This window comes from Vibrio sp. MOR3 (assembly GCF_001557775.1).
Taxonomy (GTDB): Bacteria; Pseudomonadota; Gammaproteobacteria; order Enterobacterales; family Vibrionaceae; genus Vibrio; species Vibrio jasicida.
Map to the genome: position 1 here is coordinate 756,089 of NZ_LNRD01000001.1, position 23,853 is coordinate 779,941.

21 protein-coding genes are annotated in these 23,853 nt (G+C 44.0%); 14 read left to right on the forward strand and 7 right to left on the reverse strand.

What is annotated here, in order from left to right; translation table 11 throughout:
• Positions 1 to 202: 202 nt before the first annotated feature.
• The 4 genes from ATB76_RS03350 to ATB76_RS28585 all read right to left on the reverse strand — a co-directional run bounded on the left by ATB76_RS03350 (position 203) and on the right by ATB76_RS28585 (position 4,318).
• Positions 203 to 1,195: a cytochrome d ubiquinol oxidase subunit II gene (locus tag ATB76_RS03350; protein WP_061034619.1), complete on the reverse strand. Its 993-nt coding sequence runs from the start codon at positions 1,193 to 1,195 to the stop codon at positions 203 to 205.
• Between the two features lie 2 nt (positions 1,196 to 1,197).
• Complete coding sequence (locus ATB76_RS03355) at positions 1,198 to 2,529, reverse strand: cytochrome ubiquinol oxidase subunit I (protein WP_061034620.1); 1,332 nt, start codon at positions 2,527 to 2,529, stop codon at positions 1,198 to 1,200.
• Between the two features lie 700 nt (positions 2,530 to 3,229).
• Positions 3,230 to 4,132, reverse strand: a complete 903-nt coding sequence (locus tag ATB76_RS03360) for a DUF1254 domain-containing protein (RefSeq protein ID WP_240538020.1) — start codon at positions 4,130 to 4,132, stop codon at positions 3,230 to 3,232.
• A gap of 12 nt (positions 4,133 to 4,144) precedes the next feature.
• Positions 4,145 to 4,318, reverse strand: a complete 174-nt coding sequence (locus tag ATB76_RS28585) for a hypothetical protein (RefSeq protein WP_240538021.1) — start codon at positions 4,316 to 4,318, stop codon at positions 4,145 to 4,147.
• 135 nt (positions 4,319 to 4,453) lie between these two features.
• On the opposite strand from ATB76_RS28585, the gene ATB76_RS03365 reads away from it, so the two are divergent.
• From ATB76_RS03365 to ATB76_RS03395, 7 genes are all read left to right on the forward strand, one after another.
• Positions 4,454 to 5,389, forward strand: a complete 936-nt coding sequence (locus ATB76_RS03365; RefSeq protein ID WP_061034621.1) for a LysR family transcriptional regulator — start codon at positions 4,454 to 4,456, stop codon at positions 5,387 to 5,389.
• 43 nt (positions 5,390 to 5,432) lie between these two features.
• On the forward strand, positions 5,433 to 5,990 hold the full coding sequence (locus ATB76_RS03370; protein ID WP_038871702.1) for an ATP-binding protein: 558 nt from the start codon (positions 5,433 to 5,435) through the stop codon (positions 5,988 to 5,990).
• A gap of 216 nt (positions 5,991 to 6,206) precedes the next feature.
• The gene (locus ATB76_RS03375; RefSeq protein ID WP_061034622.1) at positions 6,207 to 7,526 is read left to right on the forward strand and encodes a peptidoglycan DD-metalloendopeptidase family protein; all 1,320 of its coding nucleotides are present in this window, start codon (positions 6,207 to 6,209) and stop codon (positions 7,524 to 7,526) included.
• A 224-nt stretch (positions 7,527 to 7,750) separates the two neighbouring features.
• Positions 7,751 to 8,629 carry a helix-turn-helix domain-containing protein gene (locus tag ATB76_RS03380; protein WP_061034623.1) on the forward strand — a complete coding sequence of 293 codons (879 nt, stop codon included), beginning with the start codon at positions 7,751 to 7,753 and terminating at the stop codon, positions 8,627 to 8,629.
• A 123-nt stretch (positions 8,630 to 8,752) separates the two neighbouring features.
• On the forward strand, positions 8,753 to 9,613 hold the full coding sequence (locus ATB76_RS03385) for a hypothetical protein (protein WP_061034624.1): 861 nt from the start codon (positions 8,753 to 8,755) through the stop codon (positions 9,611 to 9,613).
• An 827-nt stretch (positions 9,614 to 10,440) separates the two neighbouring features.
• Entirely contained in the window at positions 10,441 to 13,329 is a 2,889-nt protein-coding gene (locus tag ATB76_RS03390; RefSeq protein WP_061034625.1) for an Ig-like domain-containing protein, read from the forward strand.
• A gap of 136 nt (positions 13,330 to 13,465) precedes the next feature.
• The gene (locus ATB76_RS03395) at positions 13,466 to 14,062 is read left to right on the forward strand and encodes a cytochrome b/b6 domain-containing protein (protein WP_061034758.1); all 597 of its coding nucleotides are present in this window, start codon (positions 13,466 to 13,468) and stop codon (positions 14,060 to 14,062) included.
• A 98-nt stretch (positions 14,063 to 14,160) separates the two neighbouring features.
• Here the strand turns inward: ATB76_RS03395 and ATB76_RS03400 are convergent, their stop codons facing one another.
• Complete coding sequence (locus tag ATB76_RS03400) at positions 14,161 to 14,733, reverse strand: YceI family protein (protein ID WP_042602864.1); 573 nt, start codon at positions 14,731 to 14,733, stop codon at positions 14,161 to 14,163.
• 308 nt (positions 14,734 to 15,041) lie between these two features.
• Here ATB76_RS03400 and ATB76_RS03405 point away from each other — a divergent pair, with 308 nt between their 5' ends.
• The 5 genes from ATB76_RS03405 to ATB76_RS03425 all read left to right on the forward strand — a co-directional run bounded on the left by ATB76_RS03405 (position 15,042) and on the right by ATB76_RS03425 (position 19,986).
• The gene (locus ATB76_RS03405; RefSeq protein ID WP_061034626.1) at positions 15,042 to 15,671 is read left to right on the forward strand and encodes a DJ-1/PfpI family protein; all 630 of its coding nucleotides are present in this window, start codon (positions 15,042 to 15,044) and stop codon (positions 15,669 to 15,671) included.
• Positions 15,672 to 15,904: 233 nt separating this feature from the next.
• Entirely contained in the window at positions 15,905 to 17,035 is a 1,131-nt protein-coding gene (locus ATB76_RS03410; RefSeq protein ID WP_038871736.1) for an AI-2E family transporter, read from the forward strand.
• A 360-nt stretch (positions 17,036 to 17,395) separates the two neighbouring features.
• Complete coding sequence (locus ATB76_RS03415) at positions 17,396 to 18,721, forward strand: diguanylate cyclase (protein ID WP_061034627.1); 1,326 nt, start codon at positions 17,396 to 17,398, stop codon at positions 18,719 to 18,721.
• Positions 18,722 to 18,841: 120 nt separating this feature from the next.
• Positions 18,842 to 19,528: a winged helix-turn-helix domain-containing protein gene (locus tag ATB76_RS03420; protein ID WP_061034628.1), complete on the forward strand. Its 687-nt coding sequence runs from the start codon at positions 18,842 to 18,844 to the stop codon at positions 19,526 to 19,528.
• Positions 19,525 to 19,986 carry a hypothetical protein gene (locus ATB76_RS03425; protein ID WP_038878050.1) on the forward strand — a complete coding sequence of 154 codons (462 nt, stop codon included), beginning with the start codon at positions 19,525 to 19,527 and terminating at the stop codon, positions 19,984 to 19,986. The genes ATB76_RS03420 and ATB76_RS03425 overlap by 4 nt, the downstream gene beginning before the upstream one ends.
• A gap of 68 nt (positions 19,987 to 20,054) precedes the next feature.
• Here the strand turns inward: ATB76_RS03425 and ATB76_RS03430 are convergent, their stop codons facing one another.
• A complete protein-coding gene (locus ATB76_RS03430) occupies positions 20,055 to 20,660 on the reverse strand; it encodes a transcriptional regulator (protein ID WP_038878049.1) in 606 nt (201 codons plus the stop codon).
• A 375-nt stretch (positions 20,661 to 21,035) separates the two neighbouring features.
• On the opposite strand from ATB76_RS03430, the gene ATB76_RS03435 reads away from it, so the two are divergent.
• Positions 21,036 to 21,476, forward strand: a complete 441-nt coding sequence (locus ATB76_RS03435; RefSeq protein WP_042604139.1) for a YtoQ family protein — start codon at positions 21,036 to 21,038, stop codon at positions 21,474 to 21,476.
• 66 nt (positions 21,477 to 21,542) lie between these two features.
• On the opposite strand, the gene ATB76_RS03440 is transcribed toward ATB76_RS03435, so the two are convergent.
• Positions 21,543 to 22,529 (reverse strand): zinc-dependent alcohol dehydrogenase family protein, encoded by a 987-nt coding sequence (locus ATB76_RS03440; protein WP_061034629.1) that lies wholly within the window; start codon positions 22,527 to 22,529, stop codon positions 21,543 to 21,545.
• Between the two features lie 326 nt (positions 22,530 to 22,855).
• On the opposite strand from ATB76_RS03440, the gene ATB76_RS03445 reads away from it, so the two are divergent.
• Positions 22,856 to 23,701 carry an enoyl-CoA hydratase/isomerase family protein gene (locus ATB76_RS03445; protein ID WP_033006300.1) on the forward strand — a complete coding sequence of 282 codons (846 nt, stop codon included), beginning with the start codon at positions 22,856 to 22,858 and terminating at the stop codon, positions 23,699 to 23,701.
• The last annotated feature ends 152 nt before the right edge of the window (positions 23,702 to 23,853 follow it).

Sequence of the window (23,853 nt, forward strand, 5' to 3'; positions counted from 1 at the left end):
AGAACTAAAGGCTTAGCGTTATTACCCAAGAATTTTGAGGTTACTTGAGTATAATCAAAAAGCAGCCAATATTGACTGCTTTTCAGAGGCTTATCTTACGTAATCAGCGTTTCATGAGATCACCAGTTAATCGTTGAGCTATCAAAGCTTGAAAGGGTGTTGTTAAAACGCCGCTAGATCAGCGGCGTGTCTATTATGGTCGTTATTTGTAGCTGAGCTCTGTCGCTTTGCCCTTGAAAATTCGGTACACCATAAAGGTGTAAAGCAAAATCATAGGCATAACAATCATCACACCGTAACCCACAATGATTAGTGTCGCAGGCGATGACGCAGCGTCTTCTGCGGTCATCAACCCCGGCACAACTTCTGGGAAGAAGCTGTACGCAAGACCGAGAAAGCTCAAGGCGAAAATGACGGTGACACCAAAGAAAGGCCAGCGCACACCCAGATCATTCACCATTGGAACCTGACGCAAATAGCGATCAACGAGGAAGATAGTTGCCAGCACAATCAACGGAATGGGTGCAAGCAACAAGACTTCTGGGAAGCTGAACCAACGCAGGGCGACTTGTTGATTTACAATCGGGTTTACAACGCTCACGACTAAGATTCCCAAAGCCGCCAACCAACCAGCACGACGAGACCAACGGGCCGAACGTCTCTGTAAATCACCTTCCGTTTTTAGTACCAACCATGCGCCACCAATGTAAACGTACGCCGCTGTTACACAAAGTGCGCTTAACCATGCAAAGCCAAATGCTTCGGTTGATTGCTCAAAACCCATGATGTAACGACCGACCATGTAACCCTGAGTCAGAGCAGTGACTAACGAGCCAATTCTAAAGCACCAATCCCAATAAGGTTTATGATCCGAGTTCGCTTTGGCGCGGAAGTCGAACGCCACACCACGCATGATCAGAGCGATCAGCATGATGGCGGTCGGCATATAAAGCTCAGTCAAAATCAAGCTATGAGCGGTAGGAAAGGCAATCAGCAGAATACCGACAGCTAACACCAACCAGGTTTCATTTGCGTCCCAGAAAGGGCCGATAGACGCTATCATTCGGTCACGTTGCGCTTCATTATCACTTGGCAATAGGATCCCGACGCCAAGGTCGTAGCCGTCGAGCACGGCATACATAAAGACCGAGAAGCCGAGCAGCAGAAGGTAAATTTCTGGTAGATAGTCGAGCATGATTAGGCCTCTTGTTGTGTCAGTGGGACTTCATGGGCCGCAACGTCTTTGCGCGCCAAATAGAACAGGGTATGGATGTACGCAACCAGTAATGCAGCGTAAATGGCTAAGTACATAATGAGCGAAGTCATCACACTGCTGCTCGCAACCGTGGTGACGGCTTCTGATGTACGCAATACACCGCTGACTAGCCAAGGCTGTCGACCAATCTCAGTAACATACCAACCCGCAAGTGTGGCTATCCAACCAGAGAACGTCATGGCTAATACCGTGTACAGGTAAGGTCTAGGTAGCGTTTTTTTGCGTGCTAGTTTCACCGCGCCATACCAGCTAACCAGCAGCATAAGAACACCAACACCGACCATCACGCGGAAACCAAAGAACAAAGGCTTCACTGGCGGGTGATCAGGTGCAAACTCGTTAAGTCCTTGGATTTCCCCGTCTAAGTCATGCGTAAGAATCAAACTCGCCAGCTTAGGGATGCCCACTTCAAAATCATTGCTGCGAGTATCTTCATTTGGCATGGCAAACAGAAGAAGGGGCGCGCCTTGCTCGGTCTCCCACACGCCTTCCATTGCTGCTATTTTTGCAGGTTGATGTTCAAGCGTGTTTAACCCGTGAAGGTCACCGACAAAGATTTGAATTGGGATGAATCCAGCCGCCGCGAACAGCGCGACTTTTAGGCCAAGTTTGGCTGAGCGATGATCTGGCTTTTTCATTATTTGATAAGCCGAGATACCTGCAATCAAAAAGCTGGCAGTCAACGCCGATGCTAATAGCGTGTGTAGAAGACGGTATGGCAAAGAAGGATTGAAAATGACCTCTTTCCAACTGGTGACATGCACAATGCCGTCAATCACTTCATAGCCACTTGGGGTGTGCATCCAACTATTGAGAACCAAAATCCAAAATGCGGACATACTCGTACCGACAGCGACGAGAACGGTGGCAAGAGTGTGAACCCATTCTGGCACGCGTCCTCGTCCGAACAACATTACACCTAGAAAGGTGGCTTCCATAAAGAAAGCGGTCATGACCTCATAACCTAAAAGAGGGCCAGCTACATTGCCAACGCGTTCCATAAAGCCTGGCCAGTTGGTACCAAATTGGAAACTCATGGTGATGCCAGACACCACGCCTAGGGCGAAGGTCAATGCAAAGACTTTGACCCAGAAGTAATAAACATCAAGCCAAACGGGGGCTTGAGTGCGGATATATCTCCATTTGAAAAACACCAACATCCACGCCAATGCGATCGTGATGGTAGGGAAGAGAATATGAAAGCTGATATTGGCCGCGAACTGGATCCGCGACAACATGAGGGTATCTAACATCTTGGTTCCTCAAAAACGTGCCGTGCTAAAAAATCGTGTCTATCTGTAATTTAGTTACGAAAAATCGGGCAGTTTGGATTCATGTATAGAGAAATACAGGTAATTCTGTTTTCTTCTAACCATGATTTATATCAATTAAGACAAAGAAAGGAGTGTAGGAAATTGTCTCAAAATGCCGCCAATAGTCGCGAGAAGTGAGTAAAGGAAAGCAAATGTAACTGAAGTTGCATGAATTAAGATTAGTTCGAATTATCCTTATGATGGTTTCGATAATTCTGAAATAAAATTACAGAAACAGTGTTTTTAGTAAGGATATTTACGTTTGTTGCTTTGGATGTCCGATTTTGGTTTATCAGACAAAAAAACGGCGCGGACTTGGAGTCATCCGCGCGAGTCAATGACTGTTAGATACATAAGAGTGCTTGGTTAATCACTCGGAGATCTTGAAAAACACAACAATCGAGTAGAACGCTGGCATTTTCGCCAGCCATTCCATTCTTTTGTGACTACGTTTAATTCTCCATTAATTAATGGTCAAATAATGCGCTTAGATGCATATTTGAGTTCCAACATGAAAGTGCTTAGCCATTGATGCCATTATTTGTGTTGCGCTAAAAAAGAAGGGACAAGCAACAAAAAAAAGGACAAGCGTTAACTTGTCCTTAAAAACTATTAATTGAAATTGTCTAAAGTGTTCTCACTACAGTTTTTCTAGTTTTGGTAACTGGTAGTGTTTCATCTTCTCCACATCTGGCACGTAAGCTCGAAGCTGTGCGCGCCATCCATCTACTGGTGTTTTCGCGTAGTTCACGCCTTTTTCGTCTGCGATGGCATGACATTGTTCCCCACCAAAAATGATCGTAAAGCTGCCGTCTTCGTTACTCTTAAAGTCTTTGCGGTTTGTGCTCACAATATTGTGGTCGTTTGTCATCAAGTAGTTGTCTGAGTTGTACATGGTTAGCGAGCTGAAGGCTTTCGCCGGAACATGGTTAAACGTTGCGGTGTAACATTCATTCGCCTTGGTGTTTTCAGGAGCCCAAGAAGCATACATTGCCGTCGATTCAGGGCTCAGACCCCAAGAACCAGCAATGGTGTAGGTCCATTTCTCCCAATTAGAAACATCATGAATATCGAATTGCACCGTGTCGTACATGTCAGGTAACTTACCCCATTGTTTAAGTAGGGCAGAACGCAGCTCAGCGATGTCTTCCTCTTTGGTGTCAGTGGCGTATGGAACGGCTGAGTTTGACTCAATCTTCATCTTGGGTTGAATTTCGTTCTTGATGTACGCCAAGTCATCGGCTGTTGCGTCGGTTCCTACACGGACGCCAATAAACACGTAGTCGGTCTCAATATCACCCGCTTTGTATTCATACACACCCGGTGTCCAAGTGTACTGAACAAAAGTATGGTTTTGGTCTTGGATGTGAAGCGAGACAAAACGGTCACCCATGTCTGGGATTTCAATCTTGAAGCCTTTGCGCGCATCAATAACCGCAAGGGAATAGACGTTGTCGACATTCGGCGTTACTACCCAAGTATCACCCGCTTGAGATAGGCCAGGGAAGTGGATGAACTGGTTCAACTCACCACGGCTTAGCATCTTTTGTGCGAACTAATCGGCTTCTTTGCGCTGGTACTCCATTGCTGTCATGCCGTAATCAAGCGGGTTTACAGCCCAGTTAGAGGAATCGATGCTGTCGATCACTTGTTGTGTCGTTGGCAAATCAGCAGCAAAAGTAGCCGAAGAAATCAGAGCCATGGTCAGTGCTAATGACGTCTTTTTCATAATAGGACCTTTCAGGATTAAGGAAGCGTTGACCCCATATTAGGCAGAACAAGATATGTTCAGAAGTGAAGCTGTTGAATGTTAGAAATTAATTGTATTAATATCTAATGCAATGAGTGATGAAAGAGATGGCGTATGTTTGATTACAACCTACTCAAAGTATTACGAGTGCTGCTCGAAACCAGAAATACTAAGCAAGCGGCAGAACGTTTGAACCTTAGTCAATCGGCGGTAAGCCACGCGCTCAGCCGATTAAGGGAAACTTTTGATGACGCATTGTTCGTGCGCGAGCGTTACGGATTAGTACCGACAGAGCGTTGTTACGAATTAGAGCGTCGTCTTCCTGAATTGGTCGAGCAGATTGATGGACTGTTAGCCTTAGAAGCGGCATTTGATCCTTCTAAATACCAAGGAAAGGTCTCTATCAGTTTGACCAATGCACTGACGAATGCAATTGGTGTAGATCTGTTCTCCACCTTGCGAGAGAGAGCTCCAAACGCAAGATTTGAGATTATGGATTGGCGTGCACAAGTAGAATCGGCTTTGTTGTCTCGAAAAATCCACGTCGCTTTGGATTACGGTCCAGAAGGGTATTCCAAACAGATCAAACAAGAGTTGATGCCCAAGAACCACTTTATGTTTTGCGTCAGGCAAGGGCACCCGCTCACACAACTTGATGTTGTTACTATTCACGATTTAGCCAAGTATCCAATGGTGTTGATTCGTACTCCAGATTGGCAAACAAGACACGAAACGGCAGAGCAGACCATGTTAAAAGCCGGTCATGTTCCGGATATTTTGTTGAAATCGGATTCGCCGGAGGTTAACTTTAATGCCATCCGACATTCTGATGCCGTCTTCCCAGTCGCCAGTGTCATGACGACACTTCCAGACGATATCGTCGCTATTCATCCTACGGTTAATTCCAGCACAGGCTTACCCAAGCAAAATATGGATGTGTACGCTTATTACCTCTATCAAACTCAAGATACCCCATTGATTAACTGGCTTCTTTCAGAGATCAAACTTCTTCTACAACACCGATTCGAGAATAACCAACGACCGACATAAAAGGGCGGAAGGCGAACATTACGCTTCAACAATCGAGGTCTACATGAACAACCTAATCGTATTTACAGGTGGCCCAGGTGCGGGCAAAACCTCTGTAATAGAAAAACTGATTGAGCTTGGCTACGTTTGCGCGCCAGAGGTGGGGCGCAAAGTGATCAAACATCAAGTTGCCATCGATGGTGACGCATTACCATGGAAAGACAAAGTCGCTTTTAGAGATGGAATGATAGTAGAGGAAAAGAAAAATCATGAGGCTTACAAGTGCCGTGATGATTTGGTCTTTTTCGATCGTTGTATTGTGGATTCATACGGTTATAGCCAATTAGAAAACTTACCCATTCCACAAGCATTAATGGATGCGTGTCAGCGTATACGTTACGCCAACCCTGTCTTTATCTTTCCGCCTTGGGAAGCCATTTTTGCTAATGATAAAGAACGAAAACAAGACTTTGCTGAAGCCGTAAGAACTTATCAAGCCATCGTAGCGGCATATCAGCAATATGGTTATGAGTTGATAGAGGTACCGACGGTGAGTATCGAACAACGCGTAGATTTTATTCTCGAACGCTTAAAAGATCGGCAGTTGATAAAGAATTCATAGAAGTTGTGAGTAGTAGAGTGAACTAAACCGGGATCACGCAATCATAGAGAGGGTAAGAGGAATTTACCCTTTTTACAGTAAGGTTTATTTAAGCAAAATAGGCGCTTAGCGAGACTAGAAAAGCTTAGAAACAAAGTTCTCAAATACGCAATGTTTAAATTTTTAGATTCAGATGTTATAACATAACAATTACTGTTTCCTATTATCCCAAGTACTATGAAGTTTGTTCGTTATTCACTCATTGTTGTCGCTGCTACCGCATTCTCTCTTGCAGCTTATCTCACCTATCAAGCAGAAACGAAACCAGAAGAAATCACCATTAAGGTCACGCCTTATTCCGAGCTAGAGAACGCTCACGTACATGAGGCTCAGACAGACGACACGGCACCAAACGCCGAAGAGGCAACACAAGATCACGACAACATTGCACGTATTCACTACTTCGTTAAAGTAGGTGACACGCTCAGTACGATCTTTTCCTCATGGGGCGTCCCATACGAAACCACGCAAAAGCTACTTGAAGCCGATTTAACCTCCTTGAAACTGGATACCATCAAACCAGGTGACCACCTTGAGTTTGTGGTGGATAGAGACACCAAGACACTGCAACAAGTGATCTTCCACGAAAGCCTTGTCGAACGTTCGATTTACACGCAGAACGACGATGGCACATTCGCTTATGACTTTGTTGAAGAGCCGGGAGAATGGCGTGAGGAAATGTACTCTGGTGAGATCAACGGCAGTTTCTCATCTTCTGCGCACCGACAAGGATTAACTACTACCCAGATTGCCAACATTACGCGTGTACTTCGTGACAAAGTGAATTTTGCTCGCGAGCTGCGAGCTGGTGATAGCTTTCATGTGCTGGTACGTCGTCAGTACGTTGATGACCATTTAACAGGCAATACAGAAGTGCAGGGCATTGCCATCAAGATGCGTGGTAAAGATGTAGAAGCGTTTTTGGCTGAAGATGGTCGCTTCTATGACCGTGATGGAAACAGCCTAGAGCAAGCCTTTAACCGTTATCCAGTCGACAAACAATTCCGACGGATTACGTCTCCGTTTAACCCGAACCGAAGACACCCTGTAACAGGCCGAATTCAACCGCATAATGGCACCGATTTCGCGACGCCTGTGGGTTCACCAGTTTACTCCACGGGTGATGGCAAAGTGATTGCCGTTCGTAACCACCCTTACGCAGGTAAATACTTAGTGGTTGAGCACAACAGCGTGTACAAAACTCGTTATCTGCACTTGAGCCGTTTCTTGGTCAAGAAAGGCGACCACGTTAAGCGTGGACAAAAGATTGCGCTTTCGGGAGCGACAGGCCGTCTAACAGGTCCACACTTGCACTTTGAAGTACTTGTGCGCAACCGTGCCGTAGATTCGATGACAGCCGATTTGCCGTTGGCGAGTTCGATCCCAAACAAAGACAAACCTGCGTTCTTAGCACGAGTTTCTGAGTTTGATGACATGGTTGCTACCGAGCAAAATGCAAGCAACGCAAAAGCGAGCGAGGGTAAAAAGACGTCTTAGACTCTTTGCATAGATCAATGAACAAAGGCAGGCTTCGGCTTGCCTTTGTGTTTTAAGAGCCATGTGTTTTATGAACTGGCTTATTTTAAGCAGCGTGTTGGCTTAGGGAGATTAGACAGACATTCACCACCTCAAACGCTATCTTGGTTGCGCGATGTGATACAGTTCGATTCGCATTCCTGCTGAAATTGACCAAAATACAAGTAGTAACGAGTGGAGGGTGAATGCAAATACCAACCGTAGGCTTTGACCATAAAAAATCGAATCAAGCAGAGATTGAAATCTTCGATCTAGAAAGCTTGCATGGCCAAGAGTACAAAAGCCACTCACCTCAAAAACCGCATCGCATTACCTTCTTTATGATGGTTTACATCGAAAAAGGCAGTGGTGTGCACATGGTGGATTTTAAGCAGTATCCGTTTGAATCTGGCAGCATCCTCTTTGTTCGTCGCGAGCAGGTGCAAGCTTTCGATTTGTCCAACAAGCCCTCCGGTAAAGTGATCATTTTCACCCAAGCGTTTTTAGACCAAGTGCATGCCAACATGCGTTTACCTAACTACACACCAACGCACTTAAACCAAGCTCGTTCACCATTATTGAACTTAGACGAAGCTACCTGCCAGAGTGCCAAACTGCTTATTGGTGAGGTTATCAAGGAAATTGAAAGTCATCATTCCGACCCATTGATCGTCATGTATCTTTTCTCTTCTTTCGCTCTAATGCTGCATCGCCTAAGACCTGAAGAGAGGCACGATAAGTTAACCAAAGAGCAGAGCTACAAGCTTGCACGTTTCTTTGATTTGCTCCAGGCTAATTATGAACATATCCGTGATGCGAACTGGTATGCGGGGCAGATGGGGTCAACGTATAAAACGTTAAATGTTATCTGCAAGCTGGCAACCAACTTAACCGCAAAACAGATGATCGACGCGTTTGTCACAATAGAGATTAAGCGCCGCTTGGTGGTGAGTAACGTTACGACACAGCAGTTAGCTTTTGACTTTGGTTTTGAAGATGCGAGTAATTTTGTTCGATATTTTAAAAATCAAACTGATATGACACCAAGCCAATTCCAGAAGCAGTACGCCGAACCACAGTTATGATGTTGAGTATGAACGCCTTTTTGTGTTCATGTTCGATATTGACCATTTTCCGACGCACATCCACACAGACGAGTCTTTGATTCATTCCTATTATTGTTCTCAAGCCAACAAGAGGAAAATAATATGAACAAATTGACTCGCTTTTTCGCTAGCTCTGTTATCGCATCCACCGTTTTTGCTAGTGCTTCTTTCGCTGTAAATGCCGATGAATTGTCGAATCGTGATAAAGCCGTCGCGGTTATCTCAAGCATTGAAACGGGCGACCAAAACGCGATTTCATACATCAATCCAAATAAGTACATTCAGCATAATCTTGCGGTTGCAGATGGTTTAGCGGGTTTTGGTGAAGTAATGAAGATGCTGCCAGAAGGCAGTGCTAAAGCGAAAGTGATTCGTACCATTCAAGATGGCGAATACGTGGCATTGCACACGGAATACGACTTTTTCGGACCGAAAGCGGGCTTTGATATTTTCCGTTTTGAAGATGGTATGATCGTCGAACACTGGGATAACTTACAAGACGTGGCGAAACCTAATCCAAGTGGTCGCACTCAATTTGACGGTGCAACAGAAATTACAGATGTAAACAAAACGGACGAGAACAAAGCGATCGTTTCTGATTTTGTACAAACCATTTTGGTGAAAGGAGACATGTCTCAGATCAGTAAGTTCATCGGTGATAAAGACAGTGACTATATCCAACACAACGTAGCGGTGGCTGACGGCTTGAGCGGTTTGGGTGTTGCATTGAAGCAATTAGCGGAAGCGGGCATGCCGATGGTATACAGCAAGAACCATTTGATTATCGGTGAAGGGAACTTCGTGTTATCAGTGAGTGAAGGTCAGTTCATGAATCAACACGTCGCGTTCTATGACTTATTCCGCGTCGACAATGGCAAAATTGTAGAGCATTGGGACACGATTGAAGCGATTCCACCGAAGTCAGAGTGGAAGAACGGCAATGGTAAGTTCGGCTTTAAATAGCATCTAAAGACAACATGCACGAAAAAGAGAGTCACATTGTGGGCTCTCTTTTTTCGTTTAAACGAGCTATATACCCAATAATAGTTCGAAAATAAATCAATGTGATACAGGTGTAAAATAAAAACAGCTTAACTTTGGCTTTTATTTGTACAGAAATTAACGACATTAAGTGATAACTGGATTATTAAGGCCTTTATGAAATATGAATAGAATTAAGGCTCTAATTTTTCTCTTTCGTATTTTTGTTGTGGCGCATGAAAAATGTGTGACTTTAATTCCAAATAATATTTTTAAAATCGATTTATTGGATTTTATTCACTTTTTACTTTCCTATTTGTATTGGTTATTGAATTAGCTAAATTATGTCTATTACTTATTTGTTGTAAGGAAAATACTACAACAAAAACAGTTAAGTTAATGTTTTTACGGTTTTATTTAGCCCGGCGTTAGTTCTTTCTATTGAATGCAAAACGAGGGTTTTGTTGCTAACTTGCTGTTAGAATTCTGGAAAATGCTGCTTAGTTCCTCAAAGTAATGCCTTTATCTTGATTGTAAAATGGCTGCTGTTAATTAATTTAAAATAAGCTAATTAAGATTATTCTACATAATGAAGTTTAGTTGGGTTCATATAATGATTGGTTTTATAAAACTATATTTGTAATTATTATTTGAAATAAATTTTGATATTTATCCCAGAAGTTGAAAGGAATTTTTGTCTTGGTTATTTTTACTTATAAATTAAGTGTGCTTGCAAAAAATAGTTGAACCGAAAATTGCAGGTCTTTGTGCAGTACCTAAATAATTAATATAAGACTAAGGACTTAATTATGTATCTAAGAAAGAGCAGTGCTACGCAGACAAATTCCATTGGTTATCGCACGTTAGGGCTAACAATGCTTTGTTCTGGTTTATTGTTGAATCCGATTTCACAAGCCATGGCGGCGGAGTTCAGCACCGATGCGGTTGCACAATCAGAAAGCGAATACTGGAGCACCTATAAGCTAGACATCAAAAACACTGGCTCAGACAGCGCAGACATGCGTGAAGCGGTGATTGAGTTCTTATTGCCTGTCGCGATTAACGACATTGGTTGGGCATCAAATCACCTTTCATACCCATCATGGGAGATTGCTCATACAACACAAGCTGACGGCGTATTGAACGCTGTGACGCTCAAGTTCCCAGCAGGCTCTTGGGTAGACAGTGAGTTGGCATCTGGCGAGTCGGCGGCGTTAACCATCTCTTTTGGCGACGAACTGAAGGATCTCAATGCGTTTGAAGATTCCGTGGTGGTGAAAGTCGATGGTGAAGTTGTTCCTCCACCAGAGTTCTCATTGGATATCTTAGCGCCGGCACAAAACTCTGTGATTTACACTGGCTCGAATGTAGACATCATCACGAGTGTAGAGGGTGAAGGTGCAAGCAAGCTAGAGTTCTGGATCAACAATACCAAGCTGGCAGAACAACCTGTAGTAGAAGGAACGACTGAGTATCAACAAGCTTGGCTACCAGCGGAAATTGGTGCTGCTTCAATTGCTGTCATGGCGTTCAATGAGAGCGGTGAAAAGCTGACTGAACAATCGGTACAAGTGACGGTTGAATCAGAATCTACCGCGCCAAACCCTCCCGTGATTGAGTTTATCTCACCAGACGCAGGCTCTTCTCACCAAAAAGGTGACAGCATCACAATTTCAGCGCATGTGACGGATGCAGATGATGACTTAGCGACAGTTAAGTTCTTCGCTAACGATGCAGAAGTGTGCTCTCTTGATGCGAAAGCGACGCAAGATTTCTCTTGTGATTGGACTGCACAAACTGCGGGTTCAGCAACGCTTCGCGCAGAAGCTCAAGATGACGAACAACATGTTACTCGTAAGAGCCTAACCATTACTGTGACAGACACGGGCACCAGTTGTGGCGATGTTCCTCAATACGAAGATGGCGTGCCATACAAGGTGGGTGATGAAGTTACCAATATCGGCAACATCTATTCATGTACCGTAGCCGGTTGGTGTGGAAACCCAGTTTGGACGCCGGGGACAGGTCACCCAGATTATCCGGATGCGTGGAAAGACGCGTGGGACGAAGTAGGGCAATGTGATCCTAACCCAGTTCCAGTGGTGGATGTTCAATCTCCTCAAGATGGACAAAAAATTGCACCAAACCAAGCGTTCGATGTGATTGTTGATGCGACTGACGATACTGAAGTTGCTCGTGTTGACGTTCAATTGAATGGTCAAGTGGTGGCAACATCAAGCACTCCTACACAAGGCGATACCTACACCATTACAGTTCCTGCACAAGACGAAGGCCAATATACGCTAACCGTTGTCGCTTACGATGACCAAGGTGCCAGTGCAGAAGCCGCACCAATTTCTCTGGCGATCACCGATAAAGACTTGGTGGTTTCGCTGTCCTCTCCAGTGGACGGTTCGAGCTACTTTGAAGGTCGTGCAATTTCAATCAAAGCAGACGCGAAGAGCTACGAAGGTGATATTACTTCAGTAAGCTTTATCGCCAATGGTAATGAGCTATTCAAAGACATTGAAGCGCCATACGAATACGAATGGCTAGGTGCACAGAAGGGCGCTTACACGATCACGGCTAAAGCGGTAAACACAGCAAGCCAAGAGCAAACTTCGGCAACGTCGAACATTACGGTCAAAGAAAGTACAGGTGGCGGCGGTTTAGCCGATAACCCCGATCGCTCTATCAGTTACCTAACATCTTGGGGGTTGAATGACTACGAGCAGTTGTTCAACTCAGAGGGTGATGGTTACCTATTGTCATTTGGTAAGTGGGACGCGAGCGGTAACATCACGATCTCTGATGGCATGCTAACGCCACCAGATTACAATCCGGATTGGATGCCAACACAGTACCTAGCTTGGTCAACGCTTAAGCATGACAATGAAAACGTGACTATGATGGTGGCATTTGGTGGTCAAACGTACGAAAGCATTTGGTCAGCGATCAGCACGCCACAAAGCCGTGAAGCGGTCGCAACTGGATTGGTTGATTTGGTACATACGCCATTCCCTGTGTATAAAAAGAATCTGACACCAGAAGAGATGGAAGGTGAATGTCTTGCATCAAAACCTGATGGCAGCTGTGATTACAGTAAGTACCAGCTAGCAGGCTACGTACACATTGACGGTCTAGATTTCGACTTCGAGAAAGCCGCTCGTATTACGGATAAAGAGAACCAAGATCTGACTGCTCTGATCAAACTGATCCGTGAGAAAGTAGGCAATACGAAAGTGCTGTCTCTGACGACTTACCACGTAGGTGCAGACCCAGTTGAGTGTATGGATGCGAGTGTGTTCGAAAATTGTTCTTACATTGAACCATCAGGCCGTTCATCTCACCACGGTGAAGTGATCGATTTGCTGAAAGCAACCAAGAACGACTTCGATTTCTTCAACGTAATGACCTACGACGCTGGTCGAAACTTCCTCTACGACGTCGCGATGGCGAACTATGCTGAATATATTGGAGACAAGTCGAAGATTGTTTTAGGTAACACGATCAACAGCCAATGGGCACCTGGTGGTAACTTTGTTGAAACGCCTCAAAACAACCTAGACCGTGCTAAATGGCAGAAAGATAACGGTTACGGTGGTTTCTTTATGTGGACGCTAGGTTCAAACAACCAAGGTTTGAGCATGGCAGAACAAGTTGACTACTTTAATGACATGATCAGTGTAAGCAAGTAGTACTCACCTCATCTTGTAATCTACTTGAACGACGGAAGGCTCTCATGCCTTCCGTTATTTCTTCAATCTTCATCATGGGAACGCTTTTGTTCGCCGTTTTCCCATGCCAATCTCAATAAAAATCAGTGGTGACAATATGTCGAAATTAGATTCTGGTCAGCACCAGAAAGCGATTCCGCACGTCCAAAATACACCCACTCAACACTATGACGCGTTCAGTAAATGGCTTCATTGGATAATGGCAGTCATTATTATCTATGCAACGATTGCAGGCTACGGCATGTTATTCGTCATGGACATGCCGCAACTGTTCCACGTTTTATCTACGCTCAATATGTCATTTGCAACGATTGCTTCGGTGCTCTTGATTGTCAGGTGGGGGTGGTCATTTTTTCGTAATGCTCCAGAGCTACCAGACACGATTCCAAACACTCAGAAAAGTATGGCCAAACTTGCACATGGCGCTCTCTATCTAGTGATGTTCGTTGTGTTTGTCAGTGGCTTTTTAATGCTTAAGCACGAGTACCCATTCTTTTGGCTGTTTACTATTCCAAACCCAATTTCAAATGCTGAAGTGAATGCGTTCTTTTTTATGGTTCATCGTTTTGGCTGCGCGACTCTCGCAACTTTGGTGTTGCTGCATGTGCTCGCAGCTCTAAAGCATCATTTCGTGAATAAGAATGATGTATTAAGAAGCATGGCGTTTAACGGATCCAAGCAAAGCCAATCTTAAATCAAACGGAAAGGTTGGCTGAAATACTATAGAGAAAAAAGGCTTGGTGAGCCTCCAAGCCTTTGTTTCGCGTTATCAAGCCGTTTTGGGCTAAATAACTACTTTTTAAAGGTGAGATTCAGAGTAAGTGGAACTCGGTCTGAAATCTTAATCCCACCAACCGTTGCTGCAAGGTTCGTTAAGTTGTCAGTCGGGATACCAAAATCGCCAGCACCGATGATGACAGGGGCACTCGAACTGACCATTACCGTATTACCTGCATTGAGTACCACGACTGGGAATTCGACGGATTTCGTCTTACCAAACAGCGTGACTTCAGCCGGTACTTTTACTTTGTGTGAGCCTTCACCCAGAGATGCCCAATCTACTTTGCCTGTCACTGTTACTGGCGCATGTTTTGCAGATTCAAAGAAGATCTCGTTCAGGCGCGTATTACGAATTGGAATGCCTGTATTGATGCTGTTTAGGTCGATAGCCACATCAAACTGCCCATCACTGTTGAGTGTGCCGGAAAGGGTGTCAATGGTCGCGGGCTCAACAATATATTGCTTTTTGATTGTTGCGAAACTTAGGGAAGATAGATCGGAATCAAGCGTGTAGCTGTCTGCAGCAAATGCGGCACTAGAAAACAGTGCGACCGCGATGCTTAGTGTAGAGAAAGCCTTTTTCATTATTGTTAACCTTATTTATGTTGAACGATGGTTCCACTTGATAGTAGTTCGGATTTATAAAAGTTAATAAGGAATTAAATCGATTGATTTGGGTGATTTTTTCGATGTGATTGAGTGCTCAAATGTCATGGTTTGATATCAATACAACTGATGTTATGTCTGCTTTGAATGTCAAAAATACGCTAATTAGCAATAACTTAATAAGCAGGTGCGAATGTGTGAATTTATTTCTAATTGATGATTCGCGACTTGCTTAGGTTGCCGTTACACTGTTCGCACATTTTATCATTCGTTAGGTTGGTTGGCTTATGTATACCGTTGGGATTGTGTTGTTTGATGATTTCACAGACGTAGACTTTTTCTTGATGTATGACCTGTTAGGAAGGACGCAAGACAGTTGGACAGTCAAAGTGCTAGGGACCAAGCCAGAGCATGTTTCTCATCTAGGTATGACGGTAAAGACGGACGGTCATATCTCTGAAGTTGCAACGCAAGACGTTGTGCTTATCGCGAGTGGCAAGAAAGGCATACCAGCAGCGCTTCAAGATAGTGAGTTCATGTCCGCGATGAAGCTCAACCCAGATAGGCAGCTAATTGGCTCTATCTGCGCGGGTTCTTTTATCTTGCATGAATTGGGCTTGCTTGACGGTAAAAAGCTCACAACCAACCCAGATGCTAAAGCGGTGTTAAAGGGCATGGGAGGAGACGTTCAAGATGTTCCTTTGGTTGTTGAGGGTAATATTGCAACGGCGGGAGGTTGTTTATCATTGATGTACCTCATTGGTTGGTTAGCAGAGCGCCTGTTTGATTCTGATAAGCGACGCGAAATCCAAAACCAGTTGATACCCGCAGGGCAGTTGGAGATATTCGAGTCTCTTATCGCCAACACAATCATGGAAGCAGAAATGCTTAACCAAGTGACTTGCTCAGCGGAATAAGCAATAACTCTGATTTTCCCTTTGTGACTGAACACAAACTTGTTTACTAAACCGTTGAATGTACGGGGAAGTGTACTAGGTTTTATATGAGCGCTTGTTTTAAGACCGCGGCTATCTAAGCCATCGGTCTTTGATTATGTGCGGATAAATACTGTGTTGGGTCCATTCACGCGTCATCGATTATCGGATTACCGATAAATAAGAATATGGCGCGAAACCAAAGGGAAAAACAGTTGAGCAATCCAAATGAAAATTTAGAGAAAGTACTGGCCAAAGCGTTTACCACGTCTTTGATTCGATTCTCAGTCACGACGCTTATCGTTATTGTCTGTTGGTGGGCGTTTTTACCATTTCTTCCTATCTTGCTTTGGGCGTTGGTGCTTGCCATTGCGCTCTATCCAGTCAAACTCGTCATTGAAAGAAAGCTTGGATTAAGCTCGGCTCGTGCTGCGACATTGATTGCCATCATTGGTGTGTTGATTCTCGGCACGCCAACGGCCATGGTGGGTAATTCCTTTGCTTCGAAAACACTCGGTGCATTTGAATCTTATCGAGATGGCACTTTGGTCATTGCTAAGCCTGCAGACAGCGTCAAAACTTGGCCTTTAGTTGGTGAAAAAGTTCATGCTGTTTGGTATGAAGCTGCGGATGACTTACCTACATTTATCGAGAAACGCCAGCCTCAAATTAAAGGTTTCTTTAGTTGGTTTGTCGATAGTGCAACGGGGGCCGCTAAAAGTGTATTCATGCTCATCGGTGCTATTATCATTGCGGGTGTCATGCTCGCTTGGGCACAACCTGCTGCAACGTCGATACGTAAGATCTTCATTAGTTTTACGGATGAGGTGAGAGGGCCAGATTTACATCAACTCACCACGGCCACCATCAGACAAGTCGCTGTAGGGATCATTGGTATAGCGTTCTTAACGGCAATGGCATTCGGTGGTGTCGTGGCGTTATCCGGCGTACCTGCCGCAGCATTGTTTACGCTTATTGCGTTGATCTTTGCGATTGTGCAACTGCCCGTGACCATTATTGCGTTAGTTACCGTCGGTATTTTGTGGGCAGGAGATAGCGGCACGGTTCATAATGTTGTCTTCACGGTTTTGCTCCTTGCTGCAAGTTTAATAGATAACTTCTTAAAGCCGTTAATTCTTGGCCGCGGCCTCGAAGTTCCTATGCCTATTGTTCTTATTGGTGCAGTGGGCGGCATGATGTCGGGTGGTATTCTTGGCATGTTCATTGGTGCTGCGTTCTTAGCTGCGGGTTACCAAGTATTTATGAAGTGGGTAGACACAGAAACCCAAGACGTTGCTGATGCGATTAAGGATGCAGGAACACAAGGACAAGAATCTAGGAAGTAGAAAGACGAACGAGATTCTCAATTGAGCAAAAGACGGTACTGATAGCCGTCTTTTTTGTTGTCTGTGAATTGAACCGTTCCACACAAAAATTTACCGTTTGGATCAATCTTTTTAATCAACACAATCGATCGTGTCGATCAATGACATCGATCGATAGAAAATTAATCAATTTTGATAAAAAAGTTTTGTCTTAACGATACTCATTGGGCATCGACGGTTATTCTATTATGCGTATAATCCCTGTTTCTTGATTATCGTAATCATAATAATTGTGATAAGAAAAGAAATAACTGAAATATAGATGGAATTTTGAGAATCAAATAAAGGATATGGAGAACGACACGAACTGGGAAGGTTACAGTGAACAAAAGCATCAAAGTAGTATTAGTCATGTCGATACTAATATTAACCGAATTCCTTGCGACTGAGTTGAGTCGAATTAATAACCAAAAAGAATCTGCAAATGTAATCAGTACGATAAACAAAGAGATGAAGAAGGTTTTTAATGACGCGTTAATCACGGCTGAAGTCTTGAAAGAAGTCGTGGTGCTTTCTGAAGACAGCAGCATCTCACTTGAAGCGTTTAACAAACTGAGCCGAACTCTGTTGTTTTCCTATAGTAACGTTGATTCTTTGCTCTATTTGCCACAAGGCGTCGTGACGCTTGTCTACCCATACGAAGAAAACAAACGAGCGATTGGTCACAATGTGCTTCAAGATCAAAGCAGAAGGCTAGGAGCAGAGCAGTCGATTAATTGTCGTAAAAATACGGTAATTGGTCCGGTTAAGCTTGTTCAGAATGGTAAGCAAGCCTTTATCCTTCGTAAAGCAATTACTAATGAATCTGGATTTATTGGTTTTTCGTCTTCCATTATTTATTTAGAAACCATTCTAAATTCATTAGAAAGTATTCTGGAAGATAAAAATATATCTAATTATTCGATTGTTGGGTTCGATCCGGATAATCGTAATTTTCATGAAAAAGTGATCAGTAGTAAAGGTCATATTGATTGTGATGTTGATATCAGCATAGTGACAATATTTAATACCAACTGGCAGGTCTCAATTTCACAAAGCGACTCGGGATTACTGGCTAGAGCCGCTATATTCTCGACGTTGTTTATTACATTGCTTTTAATTATGTCTCCCGTGAAGTTTTTCAATCAGTATCGACGGTCTGAAAAACAGCGTTTCGATCTACAAAACGAAGCATACACAGACTTCCTTACTGGCTTGTTGAATCGCCGTGGCTTAGAAAATCGATTTTATGCGTTAAAAGAGCAAGAGGTTTCCGGTTCTATTGCCGTTTTTGATATCGACTTCTTTAAAGCTATCAATGATACCTACGGCCACGAAATTGGCGATGTGGTTCTGGTTCAGTTTGCTTTACTGTGTGGGGCGAAGACCGAATTGAATTTTACTTTGTCACGTACTGGTGGCGAGGAATTTGTTCTTCTTATGCCTGGTGTTAAGAGCTCAGAAGCAATGTTGTTCTGTGAGGAGCTTCGACAAGAGGTCGCTGCTACTCCAATTCTTATTAATGATTTGAAGATAGAAATCACCGTGAGTATTGGTGTTGCTCATTTTGATTCTGCTGATGGTATAAGAATCGCTTTAGCTGAAGCGGATGAAGCGCTATACAAAGCTAAGCAATCTGGCAGAAATCGGGTTTACGTGAAAGCTTGATAAAGCCCCCCGGATATTGGTAGTAAAGCTGGTCTGATGAGTTCTTGTATCCTAGATGTGCGGTAGCCATTTCTACTACAATGCTCGGCCTTTTAAGCAAGACCTCTCGGGCAAAGTAAAGTGAGTAAGCAGTACACTTGTGACGATTTGGTATTCGACATCGAAAAGATGAGCGTCAGAACAGATCGTTTAGAACGTTCATTAAATTACAACGAATGTCTTTTATTTAAAGCGTTTCTGGACAATGCAAGTCAAGTTCTTGATAAAGAAACGCTCAAACAAGCAGGGTGGCCGGATACCATTGTAACGGACTCTTCCCTGCAAAAGTCGGTGCAAAAGCTGAGGCTTGCCATTGCTATCTCTGATTGCGTAGAGCTACGAACCATTGCGGGTGTCGGATACATGCTCTATTGCAGCTGTGCGGGAGCCAATGAATCAACGTCAACTCGTTGTGCTTTCAATTCACTTACATTAGCGAAAGCCTTGCTGGCGTCTGTTTCTCTAGTTCTCATAGTGTTGTCTTTCTTCAATTTCTCTAGGGTCACCAACACGCATTTGGTTTCTTATCGCCATGATGGTCATGAGATCATGGAACTCAACCACCATCGGGTACTTAAGCCAAAAGGGATGGTATTACCATTGAAGATAGAATCTTTAATTGAACATTCCAAATGTGATTGTTTCTATTCTGTGGCACAAACAGAAGGACTTTACACCCTATCGGTTTACGACAACGTGCACCGACGTAGCGAGAACTATCTGTTTGAAGTGGAGACACTCCCTAAGGTAATTAAGGAGCTCGGATGATACGCAGTTTGAGACCTTGGATTGGTTTGTTTTTACTCGCTTCTATGCTTTACAGTGTTTCGTTATACGTGAGTGGTAAGAAGCTTCTACTTAGTGGAAGATACACCACCACCGTACAACAATACTCAGCGGACAACGGTGTTTGGAAAGAACGCATAGAAGTTGATTTAAATAACGAAAACCTAGAGTCAACGATATCCATAGAGGGAGATGGTCTAGAGGGCGTTGCGCTCTTTGCGGTCACAGGTAAAATCACCAAGTCATTTAATGGCGAATTTGAGTTTTTCTATAAGACTGAGCCGATTCAAACGACTAAGGTATTGGATGGTTACCAAGCGGCGAGCTACAGCTCCCTGTTTCTTTCTGGTACGTCTAAGAACCAACTCATCTATCACGATGAAAATCTTGATGTGATAGCGCGAGAACGAAATCACTTAATGCTGAGCCGAGTTTGGTAATTATTTACTTTTTAAAACGAAAAAACTCCCGGTTTCCCGGGAGAAGAAGCCAACTAAGGTTGTTGTTATTAGAAGTGGTATTTCACATTTGCTGTTAGCAGTACTTCGTCACCAATCTTATATGATGAAGTATGTTTTTGGCCGTTGTAGGTCTCTGAATATTCGACCTCATTTGTGTGGTGCAGGTAGCTTACTTCAGTACCCACGCTCCAAGCTTTAAAGCGGTAGTTTAGTCCTGTTTGCGCGCCCAGAACGACGCCATTTAGCTCGTCCGCACCATCAGAATCTGAGTTATACATCTCGTAGCCAAGCTTGCCACCAATGGTCCATGCCAGTTTTTGCGTGATAGGTACAAGGTAATCGTATTGTGCGTATAGCGTGCCAACTTCAAGGTCATCGTCGCTGTAGTCAAGACTTACTCCGCGGTAGTCGTAACCGATGCTGAACTGATGCGCTTGGTTAAGGATTACACCACCTTCCACGCCAAATACCATTGATGATTTTAGGTCTAGGTGCTCTTCTTTTCCGTCATATTTCGATTCAGCTTGACCACTTAAGCGTGCGCCAGCATCAATACCAACAAACGGTTCGTATTTTACTGCTGCGTTAACGTTGAACGTTGTTGCTGCTGTTAATGCTGCTAGAGCGAAAAGTGCTGCTGTCTTATTTTGCATCATGTATTTCCTAGTGTAATAGCTGCTAATTGATAACTCGTTGTTACCTTTGTGCTCTTTCACATCGTGGTGAAAGTGGTGGCTAAGCTAGATACTGATGCACAAAAAGAGAAACGAATTGCGCAGAATGTTGCGGAAAAAAGGTCAAAGTTCGTTTTTATAATAATTTATGTTTTTTTGCGCTTTGGTAAGCGGCTGAAAATTCGTACTTTTAATGCTTCCTACGCAAACCTATCGTTGTAATACGGGAAATTCCGTTGCCTGTTTTTAACTTGGCATTTAATGCCAGATTCACAGATATGCGCTTAGAACCTTGTAAATGGTGTGTGCATGCGGTTTAAATTCAAGCACATAACAAAAACAATGTGAGTGATTATGAAGTTAAAAGTGTATTTGTCGGGTGAGATCCACACCGACTGGCGTGAGCAAATCATCAAAGGCTGTGAAGCAAAAGATCTGGCTGTGTCGTTTATTTCTGCCAACACGCATCATGAATCCAGCGATGCAGCGGGCGATGGTTTGGGCTCGGAAGACAATCCTTTTTGGCGCGATCATAAATCAGCGAAAGTAAATGCGATTCGAATTCAGACCGCCATTAAGTCTTGCGACCTTGCCGTGATTCGATTTGGGGATAAATACAAGCAGTGGAATGCGGCGTTTGATGCAGGCTTCTGTGCCGCTTTAGGTAAGCCTTACATCACTTTGCATGATGAAAACATTGTCCATGCACTTAAAGAAGTTGATGCTTCAGCGCAAGCATGGGCAACAACGCCAGAACAGATCGTCGAGTTAATTGCGTACACCGTGACTCCATAACTGAAAAAAAGACCTCCATCACGGAGGTCTTTTTGAATTGTGCTGTTAATGTCACTAAGACAAAACTTAGATATTCACGACGACTTTACCAATCGCTTGACCACTGGCTAGACGATCATGCGCAGCGCCAGCTTGCTTAAGGGTAAACTCGTGTTCATCGAGAACCGGTTTTAGTGCGCCTGATTCTGCAATCTTGGCTAATTCTTTTAGGATGATGGCATGTTCGCGTCGACCAACATTGTGGATCATCGGAATCAGCATAAATACAACGTGCAATGACAAGCCTTTCATGTGAACGGTACTTAAATCTTGCTCATGCAAAGACACGGTTGTTGCAACTTGACCGTTGAGTTTTGCTGCATCAAACGAGTTAGTTAGGTTTGCACCGCCAACCGAATCGAAGACTACATCAAAACCAGCACCAGAGGTGTGTTTTGTAACGTAATCGGCTACAGACTCAGTACGGTAATCAATCGCGGTTGCACCGAGCTCGGTAATCAAGTCATTCTTCACACCTGTGGAGCCAGTTGCGAAGACTTCAGCCCCCATGTGACGAGCAAGCTGCAGTGCAATATGGCCAACACCACCTGCGCCGCCATGAACCAGTACTTGTTGACCTTGGCGAACACCAGCACGAATCAAACCTTCGTAAGCCGTAATGCCAACCAATGGAATTGCCGCCGCTTCACGCATAGAAAGGTTGCTTGGCTTGTGAGCGATAAGATCCGCGTCTGCCACCATGTATTCCGCTAGAGAACCTTGAAGATCACCAAGGCCACCCGCACAACCATAAACCTCATCACCAACCGTGTATTCGGTAACACCTTCACCTACGGCTTCAACCGTACCTGCGAAGTCCATACCTAGAATGCCTGGAAGTTGTGGGTGGAAGGGTAAACCTTCGCCCATTTCACGCAGCATCATATCAACGGTATTAACGCTTGATGCAGCGACTTTAACTAAGACGTGGCCCGCTTTAACTTCCGGTTTTTGTACGTCTGCTGTTTCAAATACTTCTGAACTACCAAACTGACGAATTACGGCTGCTTTCATTATGATTTCCTCGGTTGTGCGTTTGTATGGATTCAGTATAGGCGCAATTTCAAAATTGATAATTGGGCTGAAAAAGAAATCAGTTTTAAGTTTTTGTTGATAATACTACGAGTAGTAAACCGCAGAGTTACTTACTCACCAATTGAAAGTAAAGATCAGATCAGGGTGATTTGTTGCTAGCCGTTATTGAGGAAATCACCTTTTAGTTTTCGTAGATACTGTTTCTTTTTATGCGTCATTGTTTGATGTTTTTTAGAGGCGTAACGTTAATTGCGTTGCTTTGAAAAATGGCAACTTAATGATTTTATTGGAAAAAGGAAATGGATATGGCTTACGAAGGCTACAAAACGTTTACTGCAAAGCAAGAAGACGCAATTCTTTATGTCACGTTTGATTTTGGTACGGTAAACGTGCAAGGGCAGGAAATGTTGGCGGATTTGAATGGGTTAGCACTGCGATTAGAACGTGATCGTAGTGTCAAAGTGGTTGTATTCCAATCAGCCAACCCGGAGATTTGGGTTTGTCATTACGATACCGAATTGCTTAAAGAGATGTCCACAGAGGCTGTTTCTCGCGAAGAAGCGAAGTTACTCGATCTTCAAGCGGTTCTTGAAAGAATCAGCAAGCTACCACAAGCCACAATTGCAAAACTAGAAGGCTTTGCCCGTGGTGGCGGTCATGAATTTGCATTGGCCTGTGATATGCGTTTTGCCGCTCGCGGTAAATACAAATTCATGCAGATGGAAGTGGGTATGGGCATCTTGCCTTGTGGCGGCGGTGCATCTCGTATGGCGCGTCAGGTGGGTTTAGGTCGTGCCCTAGAGATCATCTTGAGCGCTCGTGACTTCGATGCGGATGAAGCAGAAGCGTACGGCACCATCAACAAAGCGTTAGAACCCGATGAAATTGGCCCTTATGTTGATGCATTGGCGCAGCGAATTTCTAAGTTCCCGGCTGAATCTATCAATGCATGTAAACAGATGGTGTACGAGTCAATCGACAAGCCAATTGATGAAGCATTGAAAGCCGAAGCCTACTGGCTTTACCAAGCAACGAGCAAGACGCCTGCAGTTAAGCGTTTCCAAATTGCCGATGATCAAGGCTTAGAGCATGACATCGAGAACCAACGTAATTGGGAAGACTTGGTGATGAAGGTACAAGACATCAACTAAGCTGTTGCGTTAGTTTCTTAGCAAGCACTAGAAAGGCGAGCCAAGTGGTTCGCCTTTTTGTGTTCATTGGTTTTTGCTTTATCGTTCTTAAAATCGCAGGCCAATCGAGCTTGTTTATGGGAATGAACTTTCGAATTAATTCACAGACTTGA